We start from the raw sequence: 16,504 nt of genomic DNA on the forward strand, positions 1-16,504 counted from the left end.
TAGATCAGTGAAACGGAACGGTTGCAAGTCATGGCCTGGATAGTCGCTGAGCCCAGCCTCGGCCACATGGTCGTCACGCTGTAAGTGGCTGTTCTATCAGCATTTATGTCATCTGTAACGAACTTCGCGTCAGGAGTTCAAGATTCCAATAAAGTCGCTCTCGGATAGTCCCGAAGTTAATGGACCGGCGGGTTTTCGGCCCTGGCAACGGATGCCGGGGCGGCCGCCGGGTGGACACGCGGTTTGGGGCCCTTCTGACTCGGTGCCCGCGGCCGCCAGGAACGGAGTGTGTCGTATGACTACACCATCACGCCGGTACCCAACCCGGCAAGCCGAACTCGTCGATTGGGCCCGCACACACGCGGACATCTGGACCGGCGGACAATCGGGCGTGCCCGACATCGGGATCTCGCAGCTCCAGGCCGACACCTTTAATACGGCCGTCGGCGACGTGGAATCGAAGCTGGCCTTACAGGGCACGGCCCTGAGCGCCGCGAAAACGGCGACCTTAGAAAAGGACACCGCCCTGGCCGAGGTGGTCCGCCAGCTGGGCAGCCTGATCACCACCATCGACGGCTACGCCCGCAACACCGAGGACCCCGACGTGTGGGCCCGGGCCGCCATCGACCCGCCCAAGGACCCCAGCCCACGCCAGGCCCCGCCCCAGCCCAGCGTGCAGCCCGTGCAACTCATCGACAACGGCGCGGTCGTGTTCTCGTGGGAAGTGACCAGTGGCGGCGGCGCGGTCTACGAGGTGCAGCGCCAGGTGCTGCCGCTCGACGCGCCCGCGGGCCCGTGGGGCACCATCGCGATTTTGGGCGAGAAGCGCTTCGTCGACGAGGCGGTGCCCGTGGGCGTGCTGGCGGTCAACTACCAGGTGCGCGCCCGCATCAGCACCGGCGAGAGCCCGTGGAGCCTGACCAGCACCGCCAGCTTCGGCAGCCAGGGCAGCCAGGGCGGCCCGCTGATGCGCGTGGCCTGAAGTTTCGCGAGTTGCCTGGCTGAGGGGGGCGGAGCCCTCCTGCGGCGAGGTAGCAGCTCTGGAAGGAGCTGTAGTGTGAAGTACTTGAAGGGAGGTAGGCCGGAGGGTCTGCCTCCCGTTTGCCATTGTTCTGGAGGCGGGCTATCGCCCGGGCCGCTCAGCGGCCGCGCCTCTCGCATGCGCTATCGCTCGAAGACTCGCTCGGCGGATGCTTCGGCGTCAAGAGCCAAGGGCACGATCAAGCACAAGGCCCTTCGCGACGGGGCATCCGCGGTCTTCCGCGCATGTCCCCGGCGCGGCGGCTGAGCCGCCCGGCCCATAGGCCGCAAGCGAGCAACGCGAGCGCCCAAGAACACCCAAGTTGGGCGAGCGCTGGCGCGGCGGTCTTCCGCCCCGCCGAGCGGCGAACAACCAGAAACCACAGTTCACAAGAGCGGCGACACCAGCTTCGCCGTGTCGTCCGCCAGCTTCTGGATCCACGGCCTGCCCGCCAGCTCGTCGGCGTGCAGGGGGCGGCAGTCGTCGAGGTATTGCTCCAGCCGATCGCGCATGGCGAGGGTGACGTCTTTGCCGTGGGCGAGCAGGTTCAGCTCGTAGTTCAGGCGGAAGCTGCGGCGGTCGAAGTTGCCCGAGCCGAAGACGGTGAGGCTGTCGTCGATGGTCAGGGCCTTGGCGTGCAATAAACCCTTCTGGTGCAGGTGGACGTTGGCGCCGGCGTCGAGCAGGTCCTCGAGCACGCTCTTGGCCGCGGCGTTGACGAGGAACGAGTTTGTTTTCTCGGGGATGATGATGTCGACCTGGACGCCCGCGACGGCGCGCAGACGCAGGGCGAGCTGAGTGGGCGGGTCGGGGATGAGGTAGGGTGTGACCATGACGATGCGCTCGTTGGCCTCGTTGATGGCGCTCAGGATCACGTCGCGGAAGGCCTCCTCGCGCCGGCCCGGGCCGCTGGGAATCGCTTGCGCGACGATCGGGCCGGTGTGCTCGGGGGTGGGGAAGAGCTGGGCTTCGCTCTCGGGCAGGTCGTCGGGCATCTGGCCGGTCTCGGCGACCCAGTCCTCGAAGAACAGCAATTGGAGTTGCATCACCATCGGCCCGGTCAGGCGGGCGGTCAGGTCGATCCACCGGCCGTAGTGGCCGTAGCCGTAGTCGAGGTCGCAGATGTTCTGGCTGCCGGTGTGGGCGATGGTGCCGTCGATGACAACGAGCTTGCGGTGGTTGCGCACGTCGATGCGCGCGAGCGTCCGGCGAAAGAACCTGCTGGGCAGGGCGTCACGGACCTCGATGCCGTGCTCGCGCATCTCGGGTGCCAGCGTGCCGAAGAAGTCGGCCGAGCCCGAGCCGTCGGCCAGCACGCGGCAGGCGACGCCGCGCTTGGCCGCCCGGCCGAGTGCTTCGGCGACCTTCCGTCCGGTGGCATCGTCGCGGTAGATATAGGTGAGCAGGTGGACGTGGTGCTGCGCTTCGTCGATATCGCGGATCAGCCGATCGATGTAATGGCCGCTGTCGATGACCTCGCCGGCGTTGCCTTGCAGTGGCCGCGTGCCGCCGACCATGGTGGCCAGGCGGAAGAGGTCGCGGTAGGGCGGGTCGATGGCGTCGCTCGGGGCGCTGTGTTCTTCCAGGGCGTTGAGGCGCTCGACGGTCTCGACAAGCTTCGCGGCCCGCTGGTTGGCCTTCACCCGCTTGCGACCGAGGAGCTGGCGGCCGAAGCCGGCGTAGAGGATGGCTCCGGGAATCGGCTGGAACAGGGCGAGGGCGAGCCAGGCCATGGCCTCGCCCGCGCTGTGCTTGCGGATGATGATGGGGGCGAGGACCAGGCGGATGGCCCACTCGAGCAGCAGGTAGCCGATAGGAAGCCAGGCGATAGAGGAGCCGCTGTCGCCCTGGGCGAGCACGATGGGGATGTGGTCCATGCGCCATTGTTGACCGACCGCCGCCTCTACTATCAAGAGAGGAAAGCACGGATGATCTACACCCCCGACCGACAGCCCAACCCCAAGACGCTCGAGGAGGCCCTGGGCCCCGACCTGCTCGACGTGCTGGGGCGCATGCGGCTGCGCTCCCGCAAGATCTTCGCCGGCAAGCTGCCCGGCGAGCGGCGCAGCAAGAAGCGCGGCCAGAGCGTCGAGTTCGACGACTTCCGCGAGTACGTGCGAGGCGACGACCTGCGGCACATCGACTGGAACGTGTACGCCCGGCTCGAGAAGCTCTTCCTGAAGCTCTTCCTGGAAGAAGAAGACCTGGCCTTGCATGTGGCGATCGATTGCTCGCGGTCGATGGAGGCGGGCCGGCCGCCCAAGCTGGAGCTAGCCCGGCGGCTGGCGGTGGCGATCGCGTATGTGGGATTAAGCAACCAGGACCGAGTGAGCGTGTGGGCGTTGGGCGTGCCCGGCAAGCCCAGCGTGCTTCGGATGCCGCCGGTGCGCGGGCGGTCGGGCGTGAACCGGTTGCTGGAGTTCGTGTACCGGCAGGCCGCGCCCGAGAGTGGGGTTACGGGCACGAACCGCCCCGAGCTCGTGCCGGCGTTGCTCCGTATGGCCAGGGCCCGCGTGGGCAAGGGTGTGCTGGTCGTGCTGAGCGACTTCCTGACCGAGGAGGACCTGACGCCCGCACTCAACGCGATGGCGTTTTCCCAGGGCGGCGGCTTCGACACCATCCTCGCGCAGGTGCTCTCGCCCGGCGAACTCGACCCGAAAGCGGAAGCCGACGCCGGCCTGCTGGGCGACGTGATGCTGACCGACGTGGAGAGCGGGCGGACGGCCGAAGTGACCATCACGCCCCCGCTCGTGGCCGACTATCGCCGCAGGCTGGACGCCCACAACGAGCGGCTGGCCCGGCTCGCGAGCGCCCGAGGAATCGGGTACGTGCTCTTGCCCAGCGATACCGAGGCGCGGGAAGTCCTCACGGGTTCGCTCCGCCGGCACGGCGTGTTGTCGTAGACCCCGACACGACCCATTCGTGATGTCGCAGGGGCGACGCAAAAACGTGCCGATTGGGTGAAATTGCCCTTGACAGGTCCATCGCATCCCTGCAATCTGCACGGAGAGCATGGCTTTGTGTGCATTCAGGGGGTGTCGTGCCGGCGACATAGTGGGACCGGACCGGGAAAGAGCAATTTCGTGCCAGAGATTCTCAGGATTGGCGTGAGCGAGGCGGCGGCCTTCCGCTCACGGCCTACCGGCAGTGAGCCGGATCAAGTCGGGTGGACCGCATCGGATGTACCGATGGGCCCCGACGGACGGATCAATGGAACGAGATTGAGGAGACCGAATCGTGATCAAGACCATGACTAAAACAGCCTCGAAGTACGCCGCCGCCGCGGCCGTGCTGCTCGCCACCGCCGCCAGCCAGGCCCAGGTCACCGGAACCGACCTGGGCACCGCCGCGCCGCCAGCGACCCTGGACGGCTACAGCATGTCGGCCGGCAGCGACGGGCGAGCGACCTTCAGCGACGTGACCTCCGCCAACGTTGGTGGTGGCCGCACCGTCGATTTCAGCATTGACATGAGCCTCCGCCGCATCGGCGACGGATGGGCCACCTGGAGCCACGGGTACACCGGTCCGGTGTATTCGACTAGCGGCGAGGACGCCGTGACAATGAGCTTCGACCCCGGCGAGGTCGGCGCGTTCATCCTGTACGTCGAGCCCAACCAGTTCGCCGATTTCAGCTTCGAGATCACCGGCCGCGATGCCGCTGGTTCGAGCGTGGCGTTCAACACCAACATTGTCGGCGACTCGGGCGCCAAGGGCTTTGGCTTCAGCGCCCCCGCCGGTGGCCACATCACCTCGGTGCGTGTGGTGAACACCGACGGCAACGCCGGCGGCTTCGCCGTGGGCGAGTTCCTCAGCTCGGGTGTCGAGAGCGGCTGCCTGCCGTGGCGTCCGTTCAGCTTCGGTGGCGTGGGCGACGTTGTGAACCAGAACATCGCCGTGGGCGTGAACTGCGGCCTGCTGAAGGTGACCGACGCGTTCCTGTCGGGCGACCGCTTCCGTGTTCGCGTCTTCCGTGGTGCGACGCAGGTGGCCGCCTTCAACACGACCGTTCCCGTCGATGGCGATTCCATCGGTGGCGATTACGATGCCGCCTACGCCAGTCGCCGGTTCTCCAGCGGTTCGGCCGAACTGGCCCCGGGCCGCTACCGCGTGGAGATCACCGTGATCGACTCGCCCTTCGATGGTGGTGGTGCGGCCTTGCGTCTGGATTCCACGCCGTGCGACTTCGGCGCCTGCCGGGCCGACTTCGACGGCGATGGCAGCCTGACCATCTTCGACTTCCTGGCTTTCCAGAACGCCTTCGATGCGGGCAGCCGGTGCGCCGACCTTGACGGCGACGGCATCCTGACCATCTTCGACTTCCTCCGCTTCCAGAACGAGTTCGCCGCCGGCTGCTGAGCACGCCAGCGGAGACATCCCGATCCCCCGGCTTTCGCGAAGGCTCACGACCATCGCGACAAGCCCCTCCCACGCGTCGCGACCCGCCAACCCCGGGTCGCGACGCCCTTTTATTTTGTCAGAAGAAGTCGAACATGCAGGGCTCGCCCGTGCAGGCGAACGCGGCGTCGAGCTTGGCCGTCTCGGCTTTTGCCCCGCGAACAAGCCTGAGCGATGCGAGCTGTGTAGCGCTTTGCATGCCGGTCAGAATGGGGCCCAAGTGGCGGATATCCAAGTCGATCGCGTGTTCTGCTTCGGCACCATTGGCCGGTCGCGTCTCTGCCGTACCTGCCCCGATGCTGACGTGCAGCGGCGTGTTGTTGGCTCCCAGAAGAGGATCGCGGATGCGTAGAACGAACTCGCACGCCAGCGCCTCGGCGTACCCCCGGGCCTCGAGCGCCCCGGCGACGTTCACGACGCGGAGCATCCACGGATCATGGATGCTCATGGCGAATCGACGATCGGGCAGGCGGCTGAGCATGGGAGAGCCGGGATGGTCGGCCAGGTCGATCTCGCCGACGACCGATGAGAACCCGCGAAGGAAGCCCATCAGGCGATCGAGCCCCTGGCCGTTGAGGTAGCCGAAGTCGACCAGATCCATCAGCTTGCCGCGGGCGTTGCCCGCGGTCGGTCCATCGGTGCGGTCGGTCACGCGATACACGCAATATGCCTCGATCTGTCCCGACGCATCCTCCGCAACGAACGCTTCGGCCGGCCCGGCCTTGGGCTTGAAAACCCTATTCCACAAGTACGGCCCGCGATCCAACGCCCCCGAGACGTGGCGTGCGCGCTGGCTCGCGCAGTTTTTCACGCCAGGCAGATCGCTCTGGACGAACGGTCGCCAATCGGCCCCGCGGTCGCCACTCAGGATCATGCCCGCCGGCACGCGGGCGCTGAACAACTGCCCGGCCGTCTCATAGCCCACGCTCCGGTAGAGCGGATGCATCGCCGAGTACAGCGTGCTGATGGGTTCACCGAGCTCGGCCATCTCGAGCACGCACCGGCGCATGATCTCTCGGGCCAAACCCCTTCCTCGCGCTTCGGGCGGGACGGCCACACCCGCGATGCCCACCTGCGGCACGATGCGTCCGCCCAGCCAGGTGCCCATCGGCGCGCGCATCGACGTGGCAACCACCGTCCCATTCTCGCGCAACACGCGGGCGTTCTCAACGCCGATTCCCTCTCGTACCCAGGTGATGGCGCCATCGGGCGTTGGCTCGAAGGCGCGAGATAGCACGACGCCCACTTGGGGCATGTCCGCTTCGGTGGGCGCGCCATACTCCAGCGCGGTCGATGCTGTTGACCCCATGTACACTCCCCCAGTTGTTCTGCGATTGGGCTGCTCAGCTCCCATGTTGTCCGTTGGGATGCAGGAACGACAGGTGCAACGCCATGTGCTTGCGTTGGATCCGGAGCCAGTCTTCGTGCGTGAGCTTGCCGAAGATCGGGCTCAGGTGGGTCATCTTCTCGGCATCGATCACGCGCTGCACGTTCTTGCGCAGCAGCGCGAGGCCCTCGCGGTCTGTGATGTCGTCGCTCGGGATCAGGTACGATGCCGCCTTGGGCAGCTTGAAGCCGGCGGGGATGGGCTCGTCGGTGCGGATGGCTTTGTTCTTGAACATCAGCTGGGCCATCCAGCGCACCGGAAGCGGGGCCATGCTCGGAAATCCGTCCAGCGCGAAGCCCAGGAACTTGGCCATGTGCTCGAAGTTCTGGCCGGCGGTCCAATTGCCGCTCGTGATCAGCGTGCCCGCGTCCATTGCGGCCTCGATCTGATCCAGATCGGCGGCGATCTCTTCAAAGTTGTCGAATTTCAGCGGGCGCCTGGTGGCGGTCTTCGTGTCAACAGGGTTTGCTGCAACGGGTTGGGCGGTTTGCGACATCGGCGGCTCCTTGTGCTCCCCGGGTGTTCCCGATTGTAGAACCCGGAACGGCTTTCGCCCGTCTGCAATGGGATCATTCCTTGCGGCGTTGAGCGTGCAGCGGGCCAGAAATCCGACGCTCGCGCATCCCATTAAGGCGGTGGTGGGGCGTCGCGCCCCTCCACATTCCAAGGGGGTTCTTGCCATGCCGTTCCAACCCGGCCGATTCGCCAATCGCACGCCCACATCGCTCGCCTTCGCCGCCGTGCTCATGGCCGCGTGCCCCAGCCTTGCCATGCAGCAGGAGGAGGACGAGGCTCCGCTGCTCTCCGGCCCGACGGTGGAGGCCAATGCCGAACAGGCCACGCTCGTGCGCCGCGACTTCTCAGGTGAGTTCCAGCGGCTAGAGCACCATCCCGCCGAGGCGGCGCTCGACCTCGTGCGAGAGAAGTTCACCATTGAGGAAGCCCCGAGCCAGGCCATCGAGGCCATCCTCGCCGAGCGTCGCACGGCGCTCGACGACCTCGTCATCGATCGGCTCGACGTGCTCATCAAGCTCTCGAACGGCGGCAACGACTCTGATCGGGCCGAGGCCATCGCCGTGCTTCGTCGGGCTATGGCACCGATCGCGCGCAAGGGCCAACTGGGCGATCGCATCCGCCGCCACCTGCCGACAGATGCGGCGACCGAGCACCAGCGTCTCGAACGCGAGTACCTCGAGGCGGCCATCGAAGACCGTGTGGCACTGCTCCAGGCCGAGCAAGCGGGTATGGGCGAGCGTGGGCTCCGCCTGCGGGCGCGGGCGATCGAGATGCTCGTGGGGCTCGGTGCCGAGGTGAAGGGTGCCTACGAGCGCACCATCGTCCAGCAGGGCCAGCGTGTCGAGGAACTCATCGCGATGCTCACCCTCTCGCCCGAGCAGGAGGGCAAGGTGCGCCAGATCATCCAGCAGTACGGCGAAAAGACGCTGTTGAACAAGGAAGCCCGGGACGACGACAAGTCGCGTCTGGCTGTGTTCCTCGAAGTGGCCGCCGAACTGACGCCCGAGCAACGCCGCACGCTGCTGGAGCACGTCCGCGGCGAACGCTGATCTAGGAGCGGATTATCGCATCACCGCGTCGACCTGCTTGCGGTCGCTCGCGCTCATGCCGTCGATCGGCGTGTTCTCGATCAGGTCGTCGACGATCGCATCAGTGGTGACTCGGTCGGCCTCGGCGTTGAAGTTGGTCAGGATGCGATGCCGCAGCACGGGGCGGGCGACCGCCTTGACGTGCTCGACCGTGGCCATCGCGTCGCCGCTCAGCAACGCCTTGGCGCGGGCGGCCAGCACGAGATATTCGCTCGCTCGCGGGCCGGCACCCCATGATAGGTACTCGCTGACCAACCTGGGCCGCTCGCCCTGGTTGTCCATGGGCTCGTTGATGCGCGTGGCGCGGACCAGCCGCAGGGCGTAGGCGATCACGTGCTCGGTCACCGGGTGGTGCTCGACCATCTTGCTGACCCTGTCCATGTCGTCGCCGCTCAGCACGGCGTCGAGCTGCACGGCGCTCTTCTCGCTCGCGCGGCGGATGATCTCGGTCTCTTCCTCGAGGCTCGGGTAGGCGATGCGGATCTGGAACATGAAGCGGTCGAGCTGGGCCTCGGGCAAGGGGTACGTGCCCTCCTGCTCGATGGGGTTCTGCGTGGCCAGCACGAAGAAGGGCTTGGGCAGGTCGTGCTTCATGCCGCCCATCGTCACCTGGCGCTCCTGCATGGCCTCGAGTAGGGCGGCCTGGGTCTTGGGCGGTGTGCGGTTGATCTCGTCGGCCAAGACCACGTTCGCGAAGATCGGCCCCTGGACGAACCGCAACTCGCGGTGGCCCGTGGCCCGGTTCTCCTCGATGACCTCGGTGCCGGTGATGTCGCTGGGCATCAGGTCGGGCGTGAACTGGATGCGGCTGAAGTCCAGGCTCAGCGTACGGGCGATCGTGGAGATCAGCAGCGTCTTGGCCAGCCCCGGCACGCCCACGACAAGGGCATGCCCCCGTGCGAACATCGCCAGCAGCATCTGGTCGACGACCTCGTCCTGGCCCACGATGACCTTGTGGATCTCGCCCTTGAGCCGCTTGTAGGCGTCCTGGGCAAAGGCGATGTCGGCCGGGGTGGTGGTGTGCTGCTTGTCTGTCATTTGGGGCCCTCCGTGACCGCGGATGCTACGCCCGGGGCGCTAGGGGCAGCCGATGTCGAATTCGTTCTGGAACGCCAGAAAATCGAAGATGGTCAACGCGCCATCGCCATCGAAGTCGGCCACGGGGTTTCCATCGTCAAACGCGTTCTGGAAGGCCAGAAAATCGAAGATCGTCAGGCTTCCGTCACCGTCAAGGTCGACGAAGCACAGGCCGAGGAGGTCGTACAACGTCCGAGCGTCGCCCGTGGTGATTGCACCGTTGCCGTCCAGATCGGCCGCCACGTTGAAGGCGTCGTCCAAGCTGTCAAGGCCAAGTTGGGCGAGCATCAGGTCGCGGTCGGCCAGGCCGAGGGCCCGATCGCCGTTGAGATCGCCCACGGGCAGTGGAGCCACTCGTGTGGCCGTGAACCGAAAGGCCGACTGCGTCTGAGAACCCAACGGGGTCCGAGACTGGAGCAGGATGATGGCGCTCCAGGTGTTCACATCTTCGATCGTCACCCGGCCCAGCATGTTTTGGGCGAAGTTGATCGACGACCCCGAGAATGTGCGGTACCGCGGGTTTGATGGCGTGGGCGTCACAACTCGGAATCCGATATCGAGCGGGCTTTCGAAGGTGCCCTGGAAGAACAAGCCGCCGGGATCGGTGATGCGAAACGTCTGGCCATCGGCGGTAACGGTGACGTTCTCGACACCACCACCGATGCGCAGCCCAGTGCGCGCATTGAGAGATTCGGTTAGGCTGCGATACGTGCCACCAAGGATCTCGTTGGCGGGCGCGGCCGACTCCAACTCGAGCGGGAAGTCGACGCTGGTGTCGGGTGCCCGAATGTTGTCGAACACGAACGGAGTGCCGCCCAGCCGCGGGCGGATGATCCAGTCGTCCGCTGTGCTGAACGAGCCTGTTCCCAAGCCGCCGTCGAGCACAACAGCCCCGCTCACGTCGATGGTCGCGTTGAACCCGCCAGCGAAGATATCGGCGACCTGATAGCGGTCCGTGCCTGGGATGGGGATGACCTGAAACCACTCGGTGCCGCTGAAACTCCCGGAGAACGCGTTGTGATAGATGCCCCTGGGGTCGATATCCTGGGCCAGGGCAGTGGTGGCCAGCGCTACGGTGATCGTCACTGCTTGCAGCATGTTGGTTCTTTCGGTTCAGTGGGTTGGCGGGTATGGTGGTGAGGCCGAGCGGTGCTCAACCGGGCCACGGCATGGACTATTCGCTTGACGAGCCTCGCGGCTCATGCCACGTGTGAGTCGTACCAAGGCGTGCGACCTTGCAGTCCACGGCAAGACCGGGCACCCAGATGGTGCGGTTGCGAGGTGGATGGCGTCAAATTGATCCCAGCCAGACCGAAGCCCGGCCATCGAGGAACCCTCAGTATCGAATTTCTGCGGGGCCCAATAGGACCGCCGGGCCTGGATCCTGCCCGATCCAAGGCCCGGCGTAGGGGAGTTCGTAAACAGGGTTGGTGGCTCGGGAACGGGTCGTCTCCCCGGCCGGCCCTGTCGTGTGAGGTTTACTCCCGAGTTTGTTCCGTTTCGAACAGCCCGGGTTGCAGCCCCAAGAAGAAAAATCTTCAAAAGGCTGGTTCGGAGCGGGTGGGCTCCTTAGCGGCCGCGTCGGCCGTCGCCGCGGTCATCCAGAGCCCGCTCGAGCCGCTCCATGAGCCGCTCGATCATGGCCTCGGTCCGGTCTTCCAGGCGGTCGATGGCCCGATCGAACGTGTCCTCGAGGTTGTCCAGACGATCCTCGAGTTCCTCCAGACGCTCGGCCCACTCGTTGTCGCCGTCGTCCTGGCCGGGGAACCTCAGGGCAAAGCCCTCGCCACCGTCACCCCGGTCGGCCCAGAAGCGCTGGTCGTTATCACGGGCAGCCATATCGCCACGCAGGCGGGCGACGGCCTGTTCCTGCATCCGCCGCATGTCCTCGATCTCGAGGCCGAACTGCTCGCCCTCACGCATGGCCGCGATGGCCTTCTCGATGGCCTTGGAGGCCTGCTTGTAGGCATCGGTCGCCTCGCGATCGATCTCGCCTTCCATCCGGGCGAGCATCTCGGCGGCTTCCTTCATGGCCTTCTCGGCCTGCTCCATGTGAGAATGCTGGGCGTCGCGCTCGAATTGGAAGTTGCCCCACGGCCCTTGTCCTGCCGCCGCGTCCCCTTGTGGTGCCAGGCGGAGCTGGCCCACGCCACCACCCGAAGCGGGCGCACGCCCCAGGGCCTGCGCGTTGAACGCTTCGAGCTTCAGGTCGAAGGTCTTCGGATGGCCCTTGCGGATGACCTTGACCTTCACCACCGTGCCAGGCTCGGCTTTGGCGAGCACCTTGCGGATCTCGTCCGCCGAACGGGGCTCGGCCTTCTCGCCGAAGCCGATGATGATGTCTTTATCCTGGAGCCCGGCCTTGTCGGCGGGCAGCCCGTCGACGACACGCTCGAGCAGGACGGCTTTTTTGGCGTGCAGGCCCAGATGCTCGACCGTTGTGGCTTCGGGCTCACCCATCACGACACCCAGCATGACCTTGGGTTGGGACTGGACGGCTTCCGGGGCTCGCTCCTGGGCCCAACCACCAGCGACGTTGCCACGGAGTTGGCTAATCGCGGGTGGCTCCACCAGCCGAATGCGGCCGGCGAGCGGCCCATCTCCGGCCTCCGCGATCAACTGCTGGGGCATCCTGAGCTCAAACCTGTTGCCGTCCGTGTTGATGGTGACCACGCCATTCTTGAACGTGTATTGGTGCTTCTTGAGTTCCTTGCCGTTGAGCTTGACCACGATGGGATCATCGTTCACGCGGCGGACCCAGATGTTGTTGCCATCGGCCTCTTTCTGGACCTCGACCACGACCTGGCTTTGCTGGGCGGCTTGCCGAGACGCCACGCGGGCACGGGGCGCATCGGCCTTGTCCTGGGGCTCGGTCTCGACAATAACTTCGTAGGTGCCGCTCGACCCGCCCTGCTGGGCGACGGCCGCGCCGGCCACGATGGTGAGCGCCAGGGCGGGCGTGGCCAGCCCGACACGCATGATGCGATCGATGGTGGTGTTGCTGCTGCGGATCATGACTTGAGCCTCCTATCCGTGCCGACCGGGTCCATACCGAATGGTGTTGGGCACCCGATGCTTCAGATGTTGACGCGGGCCGTGGGCGGACCCGTCGCGCTCGAACTCGTTAAGCGGCCTTCTGATAGTCATCCCACCACTGTGGCCGCGGGGTTTTGGAACCTGCTGCGAATCAGATCGGACCCGACGAGGGCCGACGCTGCCGATATGGGACCGTTCGGTTGATGCCGGCGTCATCGGGCTTGACCTGGTACAGGTCGCCCTCGTTGATGACGGACTTCTCGATGAGCCGGCGAACATAAATCAGCTCGACTTGCCCGTTCGCCAGCGGCCGGACCTCGAGGAGCACGCGGTCGGGCATCTCGGCGAGTTGCTCGGTGCCGGTGGTGGACCCGGTCGATGCCTGGCGGAACTGGTCGCCGCCGAACGAGCGCTCGTTGGCCAGGGTGCCTCGTCCGATGTTGGGATTGTCGGGGGCGGCCTCGAACATGTTACCGTCGAGCTGGGTGCTGCTGGGACCATCGAGCGTGACCAGCGGACCCACGCCCGCGAGGTTCGAGCCCGGCGCCGACGTGGGCGTGCCCATCAATTGCGGCGCCACCCAGACAACCGCCACGGTCGCGGCCACGGCCCAACCGGCCCAGGTCGCCGCCTGGCGAAACCGAAACCGCAGGCTCATGCCGCCCATGTCGTCCACGGGCGCGTCGACGCCGTCGGCGATCGCGATCGCCTGCTGCACGGCCTGCGACAACTCCGCCTGGGCGTGTTGGGCCTCGAACAACTCACGCCACACGCTGGGGTCGTACTCGGCCAGGGCTCGGAGCTGCTGCCAGTCTTCGGCCGTGGCGGCGTCGTCAACGACGCGGCTGATGAGCAGGTCGCGGTCGAGCGGCTCGCGAGTTCCAGAATCGAAGTTGTCGTGATCCATCGGGCTCATTCGTCCACTTCTCCGTTTGCCCCCGAATTCCTGACTCTGTTCTTGGATGCGCTAGCGGCGTCCGTCTTGCGATCCCGTTCCATTGCGACGCGTTCTCGGAGCATGCGGCGGCCGCGGGCGATCCTCGTCTCGATGGTCGTCTCGGGCAGGCCGGTCAATTCGCTGATGGCCTTGTAGTTCATGCCCCGCACGCACCGCAGCACCAGTGGCTCGCGGTAGCTCTCGGGCATCTGCGAGATCAGGTCGAGCAGCCAGTGCGCCTCATCAGCGCTCTCGGGCGCCGCAGCGGTCAGGTCGGGCGTTTCGTCACGCTGGAACGTGCCGGGGTCGGTGGCCGCTTGGCTCTCCAGGGCGTTGCGGCGGCGCGTCTTCTTGCGGCCCTCGGCCCGGGCGGCGTTGATGGCCACCGTGCGGAGCCAGGGACGCAACGCGCCCGGTGTGCGAAGCTCCCGGACGCTACGCACGAACGTCGCGGCGATGTCTTGGAGCAGGTCGTCCAGGTCGGCCTCGCGCGGCATGTGGGCCAGCACGATGGCGGCGACCCAGCGGCGATGGCTCTGCCAGAGCTGCTGGACGGCCTCGGAGTGGCCCTCGGTCGCGCGCACCACCAGCGCAGGGTCGACCCGGTATCGATCCACCGACGCCGTGCTGGGGGGCTTGGCTTTCATCCGTGTTTTCGCTCCGGGGCTCTCACTCCGTCTCCCTCCTCGACACCACGAGATGCGCGGCTGCGGCCCACCCGCCACGAAGCGGCCCCGAGCATGGATTCGCAAGTGCCCTGGGGTCCGCCCATGCCGTTATACTTCGGATTCTCGGGCCGGCGGGTTCACTCCGCGTACCGATCAGGAAGCGAACCCATTGCCGAATCCGCCCGCCAACCGCCCAGCCAGCCAACGGGGAACCTCGCCTTGGTCGGCCGAGGGCGGCCTTTCCATGCCGCTGGGCGATCACATTGAGGACCTCCGCCGCCGGCTAATCATCGCGTTTTTTGGGCTGGCCCCGATCCTGATCCTCTCGCTGGTCTTCGGCCGCCAGATCATCGACCTCATGCTGGTACCCCTGCGCGAGGCCCTCAAGGGCCGGGGGCTGCCCCCTGTGGTGCAGGTCACCGGGCCAATGGAGACCTTCGGGGCCTACCTGCGCGTGTCCATCGCGGTCGCGGTCATCGTGGGGCTGCCCTGGCTGATCTACCAGGCTTGGCGGTTCGCGGCCCCTGGTCTCTACGCGGCCGAGCGGCGGTTCGTGTACGTGCTGGCACCGATGAGCGTGGGGCTCACCGTCGCGTCGGTCGCATTCCTGTACTTCGTGATGATGCCGCTCGTGCTGGCGTTCTTCATCGGCTTCGGCCAGGCCCTGGGCGGTCCTAATCCCGGCACCGCCCAGCCCCCGCCGGCGATGGTGTTCCCTGAGGTCCCGTCGTTGCACGGCGATCCGCCAAGCCCGCAACCGGGCCAGATGTGGATCAACACCCGCCTGCAGGAGATGCGCATCGCCGTGGGCCAGCTCCCAGCCGTCGAGGTGGCCGACCCTGAGGAGGTCATCCAAGACGATGAACGGCCGCCCAAGGTCCGCATCCTGGGCGTGCCCCTCGCGCTGACGGCCGGGCTCAGCCAGCAGTTCCGCGTGGCCGAGTACATTAAGCTGCTGTTCCAGTTGACCCTCGCGATGGCCGTCGCGTTCCAGACGCCCGTCGTCGTGCTTCTGCTGTGCTGGACGGGATTGATCGACCCCAGGGCGATGGGCAAGCACCGCAAGTACGCCGTGCTGGTCGCCGCGGTGCTGGGCGCGCTGCTGACGCCGGCCGACCCGATCTCGATGTTCGCCCTGGCGGTGCCGCTCTACACGCTGTACGAGCTTGGCCTGCTCATCGCACGCGTGCTGCCCGCCGACAAGCTGGCCGGCAACGCGGGCGAGGGCAACGTCGACGACGAGGGCTTGTAGGTGCTGGGCCGATTCCTCAAGCGGCGTTCGGCTGGGAGCGGTGGGGGCGTGCCTCAGCCGCTGGGCCCCGAGCACGCGACCGAGATCGATCGCACCGTGATGGCTCGGGCCATCGAACTCGCCAGAGAAGCGGCCAATGCCGGCGAGGCACCCATCGGCGCGGTGGTCTACGAGACCGCGAGCGGCAATGTCATCGCCGAAGCTCGCAACACGCGCGAAGGCGATGCCGATCCCTGCGGCCACGCCGAGTTGATCGCCGTCCGTGCCGCGTCGAAGGCCATCGGCGACTGGCGGCTGAACGGCTGCACGCTGGTCGTCACCCTCGAACCCTGCTGCATGTGCGCCGGCACGCTGGTGAACGCCCGCGTCGGCCGCGTGGTGTTCGGCGCGTTCGACCCCAAGGCCGGTGCGGCGGGGAGCCTGATGAACATCCTGGCCGACGACCGGCTCAACCACAGGCCCGAACTCATCGGCGGTGTCGAGGCCGAGGCGTGCGGCGAGTTGTTGCGGGCGTTCTTTCGTGACCTGCGTCGGCGCAAGCGTGAATAACGAGCCCCTCGCGCGAGCGAGGGGAAAGTGCGTGCGCGCGTCCATTCCCCTCGCTCGCGCGAGGGGCTCGTTCCGTACTTTTTACGCCCGCGCTTTCCCCTCGATCTCGTCGAGCAACCCCTCGCACGCCGCCACCAGCATGTCGAAGACCTTGTCGAATCCGTCGTCGCCGCCGTAGTAGGGATCGGGCACGTCGGGTGCGTCCTTGCCGGCGTGCGCGGGGTCGTACGAGCACATCAGCCGCACGCGTTCCTTAGGCGCTCCCATCGCCAGCAGGTTCTCCACGTTGCTCGCGTCCATCGCGATGATGTGCGTGAATCTTGTAAAGTCGCTCTCGCCGCGCACCTGCCGGGCCCGGCTGGGCAGGTGCACGCCCCGTTGCTTCGCCACGGCCATCGCCCGGCGGTCGGGCCCCTCGCCCTCGTGCCAGCCGCCGGTGCCGCACGAGTCGACGACGAGCGCGTCCAGCCCGCGCTCCTTGGCCATGTGAAGGAAGATGCCCTCGGCCAGCGGGCTGCGGCAGATGTTGCCAAGGCACACGAACAGGATCAACGGCTGGGTCTCTGGTTTGCTCATAC

15 protein-coding genes are annotated in these 16,504 nt (G+C 66.6%); 6 read left to right on the plus strand and 9 right to left on the minus strand.

The annotated features are described in order from the left end of the window. Nucleotides 1-295 precede the first annotated feature (295 nt). Nucleotides 296-982 (plus strand): hypothetical protein, encoded by a 687-nt coding sequence (locus tag NCW75_01495; GenBank protein UYV12972.1) that lies wholly within the window; start codon nt 296-298, stop codon nt 980-982. A gap of 425 nt (nt 983-1,407) precedes the next feature. Here the strand turns inward: NCW75_01495 and cls are convergent, their stop codons facing one another. Continuing rightward, on the minus strand, nt 1,408-2,898 hold the full coding sequence (gene cls, locus NCW75_01500; protein ID UYV12973.1) for a cardiolipin synthase: 1,491 nt from the start codon (nt 2,896-2,898) through the stop codon (nt 1,408-1,410). A 51-nt stretch (nt 2,899-2,949) separates the two neighbouring features. Between cls and NCW75_01505 the strand changes: the two genes are divergently transcribed. Continuing rightward, a complete protein-coding gene (locus tag NCW75_01505; protein UYV12974.1) occupies nt 2,950-3,924 on the plus strand; it encodes a DUF58 domain-containing protein in 975 nt (324 codons plus the stop codon). A gap of 334 nt (nt 3,925-4,258) precedes the next feature. Further along, a complete protein-coding gene (locus tag NCW75_01510; protein ID UYV12975.1) occupies nt 4,259-5,377 on the plus strand; it encodes a hypothetical protein in 1,119 nt (372 codons plus the stop codon). A gap of 118 nt (nt 5,378-5,495) precedes the next feature. Here NCW75_01510 and NCW75_01515 read toward each other — a convergent pair whose 3' ends face one another. Next, nucleotides 5,496-6,725 (minus strand): GNAT family N-acetyltransferase, encoded by a 1,230-nt coding sequence (locus NCW75_01515; protein ID UYV12976.1) that lies wholly within the window; start codon nt 6,723-6,725, stop codon nt 5,496-5,498. Between the two features lie 34 nt (nt 6,726-6,759). After that, entirely contained in the window at nt 6,760-7,299 is a 540-nt protein-coding gene (locus NCW75_01520; GenBank protein UYV12977.1) for a DUF1569 domain-containing protein, read from the minus strand. 184 nt (nt 7,300-7,483) lie between these two features. On the opposite strand from NCW75_01520, the gene NCW75_01525 reads away from it, so the two are divergent. Next, nucleotides 7,484-8,368, plus strand: a complete 885-nt coding sequence (locus NCW75_01525) for a hypothetical protein (protein ID UYV12978.1) — start codon at nt 7,484-7,486, stop codon at nt 8,366-8,368. A gap of 12 nt (nt 8,369-8,380) precedes the next feature. Here NCW75_01525 and NCW75_01530 read toward each other — a convergent pair whose 3' ends face one another. From NCW75_01530 to NCW75_01550, 5 genes are all read right to left on the minus strand, one after another. Next, nucleotides 8,381-9,445, minus strand: coding sequence for a MoxR family ATPase (locus NCW75_01530; protein UYV12979.1), 1,065 nt, complete (start codon nt 9,443-9,445; stop codon nt 8,381-8,383). Between the two features lie 39 nt (nt 9,446-9,484). Further along, nucleotides 9,485-10,582 (minus strand): hypothetical protein, encoded by a 1,098-nt coding sequence (locus NCW75_01535; GenBank protein ID UYV12980.1) that lies wholly within the window; start codon nt 10,580-10,582, stop codon nt 9,485-9,487. A 471-nt stretch (nt 10,583-11,053) separates the two neighbouring features. Beyond that, a complete protein-coding gene (locus NCW75_01540; GenBank protein UYV12981.1) occupies nt 11,054-12,499 on the minus strand; it encodes a PDZ domain-containing protein in 1,446 nt (481 codons plus the stop codon). Nucleotides 12,500-12,671: 172 nt separating this feature from the next. Further along, the gene (locus NCW75_01545; GenBank protein ID UYV12982.1) at nt 12,672-13,436 is read right to left on the minus strand and encodes a hypothetical protein; all 765 of its coding nucleotides are present in this window, start codon (nt 13,434-13,436) and stop codon (nt 12,672-12,674) included. Then, the gene (locus NCW75_01550) at nt 13,433-14,104 is read right to left on the minus strand and encodes a sigma-70 family RNA polymerase sigma factor (protein ID UYV12983.1); all 672 of its coding nucleotides are present in this window, start codon (nt 14,102-14,104) and stop codon (nt 13,433-13,435) included. The genes NCW75_01545 and NCW75_01550 overlap by 4 nt, the downstream gene beginning before the upstream one ends. A gap of 265 nt (nt 14,105-14,369) precedes the next feature. On the opposite strand from NCW75_01550, the gene NCW75_01555 reads away from it, so the two are divergent. Both NCW75_01555 and NCW75_01560 read left to right on the plus strand, forming a co-directional pair. After that, nucleotides 14,370-15,377, plus strand: a complete 1,008-nt coding sequence (locus tag NCW75_01555) for a twin-arginine translocase subunit TatC (protein UYV12984.1) — start codon at nt 14,370-14,372, stop codon at nt 15,375-15,377. Between the two features lie 48 nt (nt 15,378-15,425). Beyond that, entirely contained in the window at nt 15,426-15,926 is a 501-nt protein-coding gene (locus NCW75_01560; protein ID UYV12985.1) for a nucleoside deaminase, read from the plus strand. A gap of 81 nt (nt 15,927-16,007) precedes the next feature. Here NCW75_01560 and NCW75_01565 read toward each other — a convergent pair whose 3' ends face one another. Next, nucleotides 16,008-16,502 (minus strand): low molecular weight phosphotyrosine protein phosphatase, encoded by a 495-nt coding sequence (locus NCW75_01565; protein UYV12986.1) that lies wholly within the window; start codon nt 16,500-16,502, stop codon nt 16,008-16,010. Nucleotides 16,503-16,504: the final 2 nt, after the last annotated feature.

This window comes from Phycisphaera sp. (genome assembly GCA_025916675.1).
Lineage (GTDB): Bacteria > Planctomycetota > Phycisphaerae > Phycisphaerales > UBA1924 > JAHCJI01.

Coding starts and splice junctions, on each gene's coding strand:
- NCW75_01495 (UYV12972.1), top strand. CDS start 296: ATGACTACACCATCACGCCGGTACCCAACCCGGCAAGCCGAACTCGTC.
- cls (UYV12973.1), bottom strand. CDS start 2,898: ATGGACCACATCCCCATCGTGCTCGCCCAGGGCGACAGCGGCTCCTCT.
- NCW75_01505 (UYV12974.1), top strand. CDS start 2,950: ATGATCTACACCCCCGACCGACAGCCCAACCCCAAGACGCTCGAGGAG.
- NCW75_01515 (UYV12976.1), bottom strand. CDS start 6,725: ATGGGGTCAACAGCATCGACCGCGCTGGAGTATGGCGCGCCCACCGAA.
- NCW75_01520 (UYV12977.1), bottom strand. CDS start 7,299: ATGTCGCAAACCGCCCAACCCGTTGCAGCAAACCCTGTTGACACGAAG.
- NCW75_01525 (UYV12978.1), top strand. CDS start 7,484: ATGCCGTTCCAACCCGGCCGATTCGCCAATCGCACGCCCACATCGCTC.
- NCW75_01530 (UYV12979.1), bottom strand. CDS start 9,445: ATGACAGACAAGCAGCACACCACCACCCCGGCCGACATCGCCTTTGCC.
- NCW75_01535 (UYV12980.1), bottom strand. CDS start 10,582: ATGCTGCAAGCAGTGACGATCACCGTAGCGCTGGCCACCACTGCCCTG.
- NCW75_01540 (UYV12981.1), bottom strand. CDS start 12,499: ATGATCCGCAGCAGCAACACCACCATCGATCGCATCATGCGTGTCGGG.
- NCW75_01545 (UYV12982.1), bottom strand. CDS start 13,436: ATGAGCCCGATGGATCACGACAACTTCGATTCTGGAACTCGCGAGCCG.
- NCW75_01550 (UYV12983.1), bottom strand. CDS start 14,104: ATGAAAGCCAAGCCCCCCAGCACGGCGTCGGTGGATCGATACCGGGTC.
- NCW75_01555 (UYV12984.1), top strand. CDS start 14,370: ATGCCGCTGGGCGATCACATTGAGGACCTCCGCCGCCGGCTAATCATC.
- NCW75_01565 (UYV12986.1), bottom strand. CDS start 16,502: ATGAGCAAACCAGAGACCCAGCCGTTGATCCTGTTCGTGTGCCTTGGC.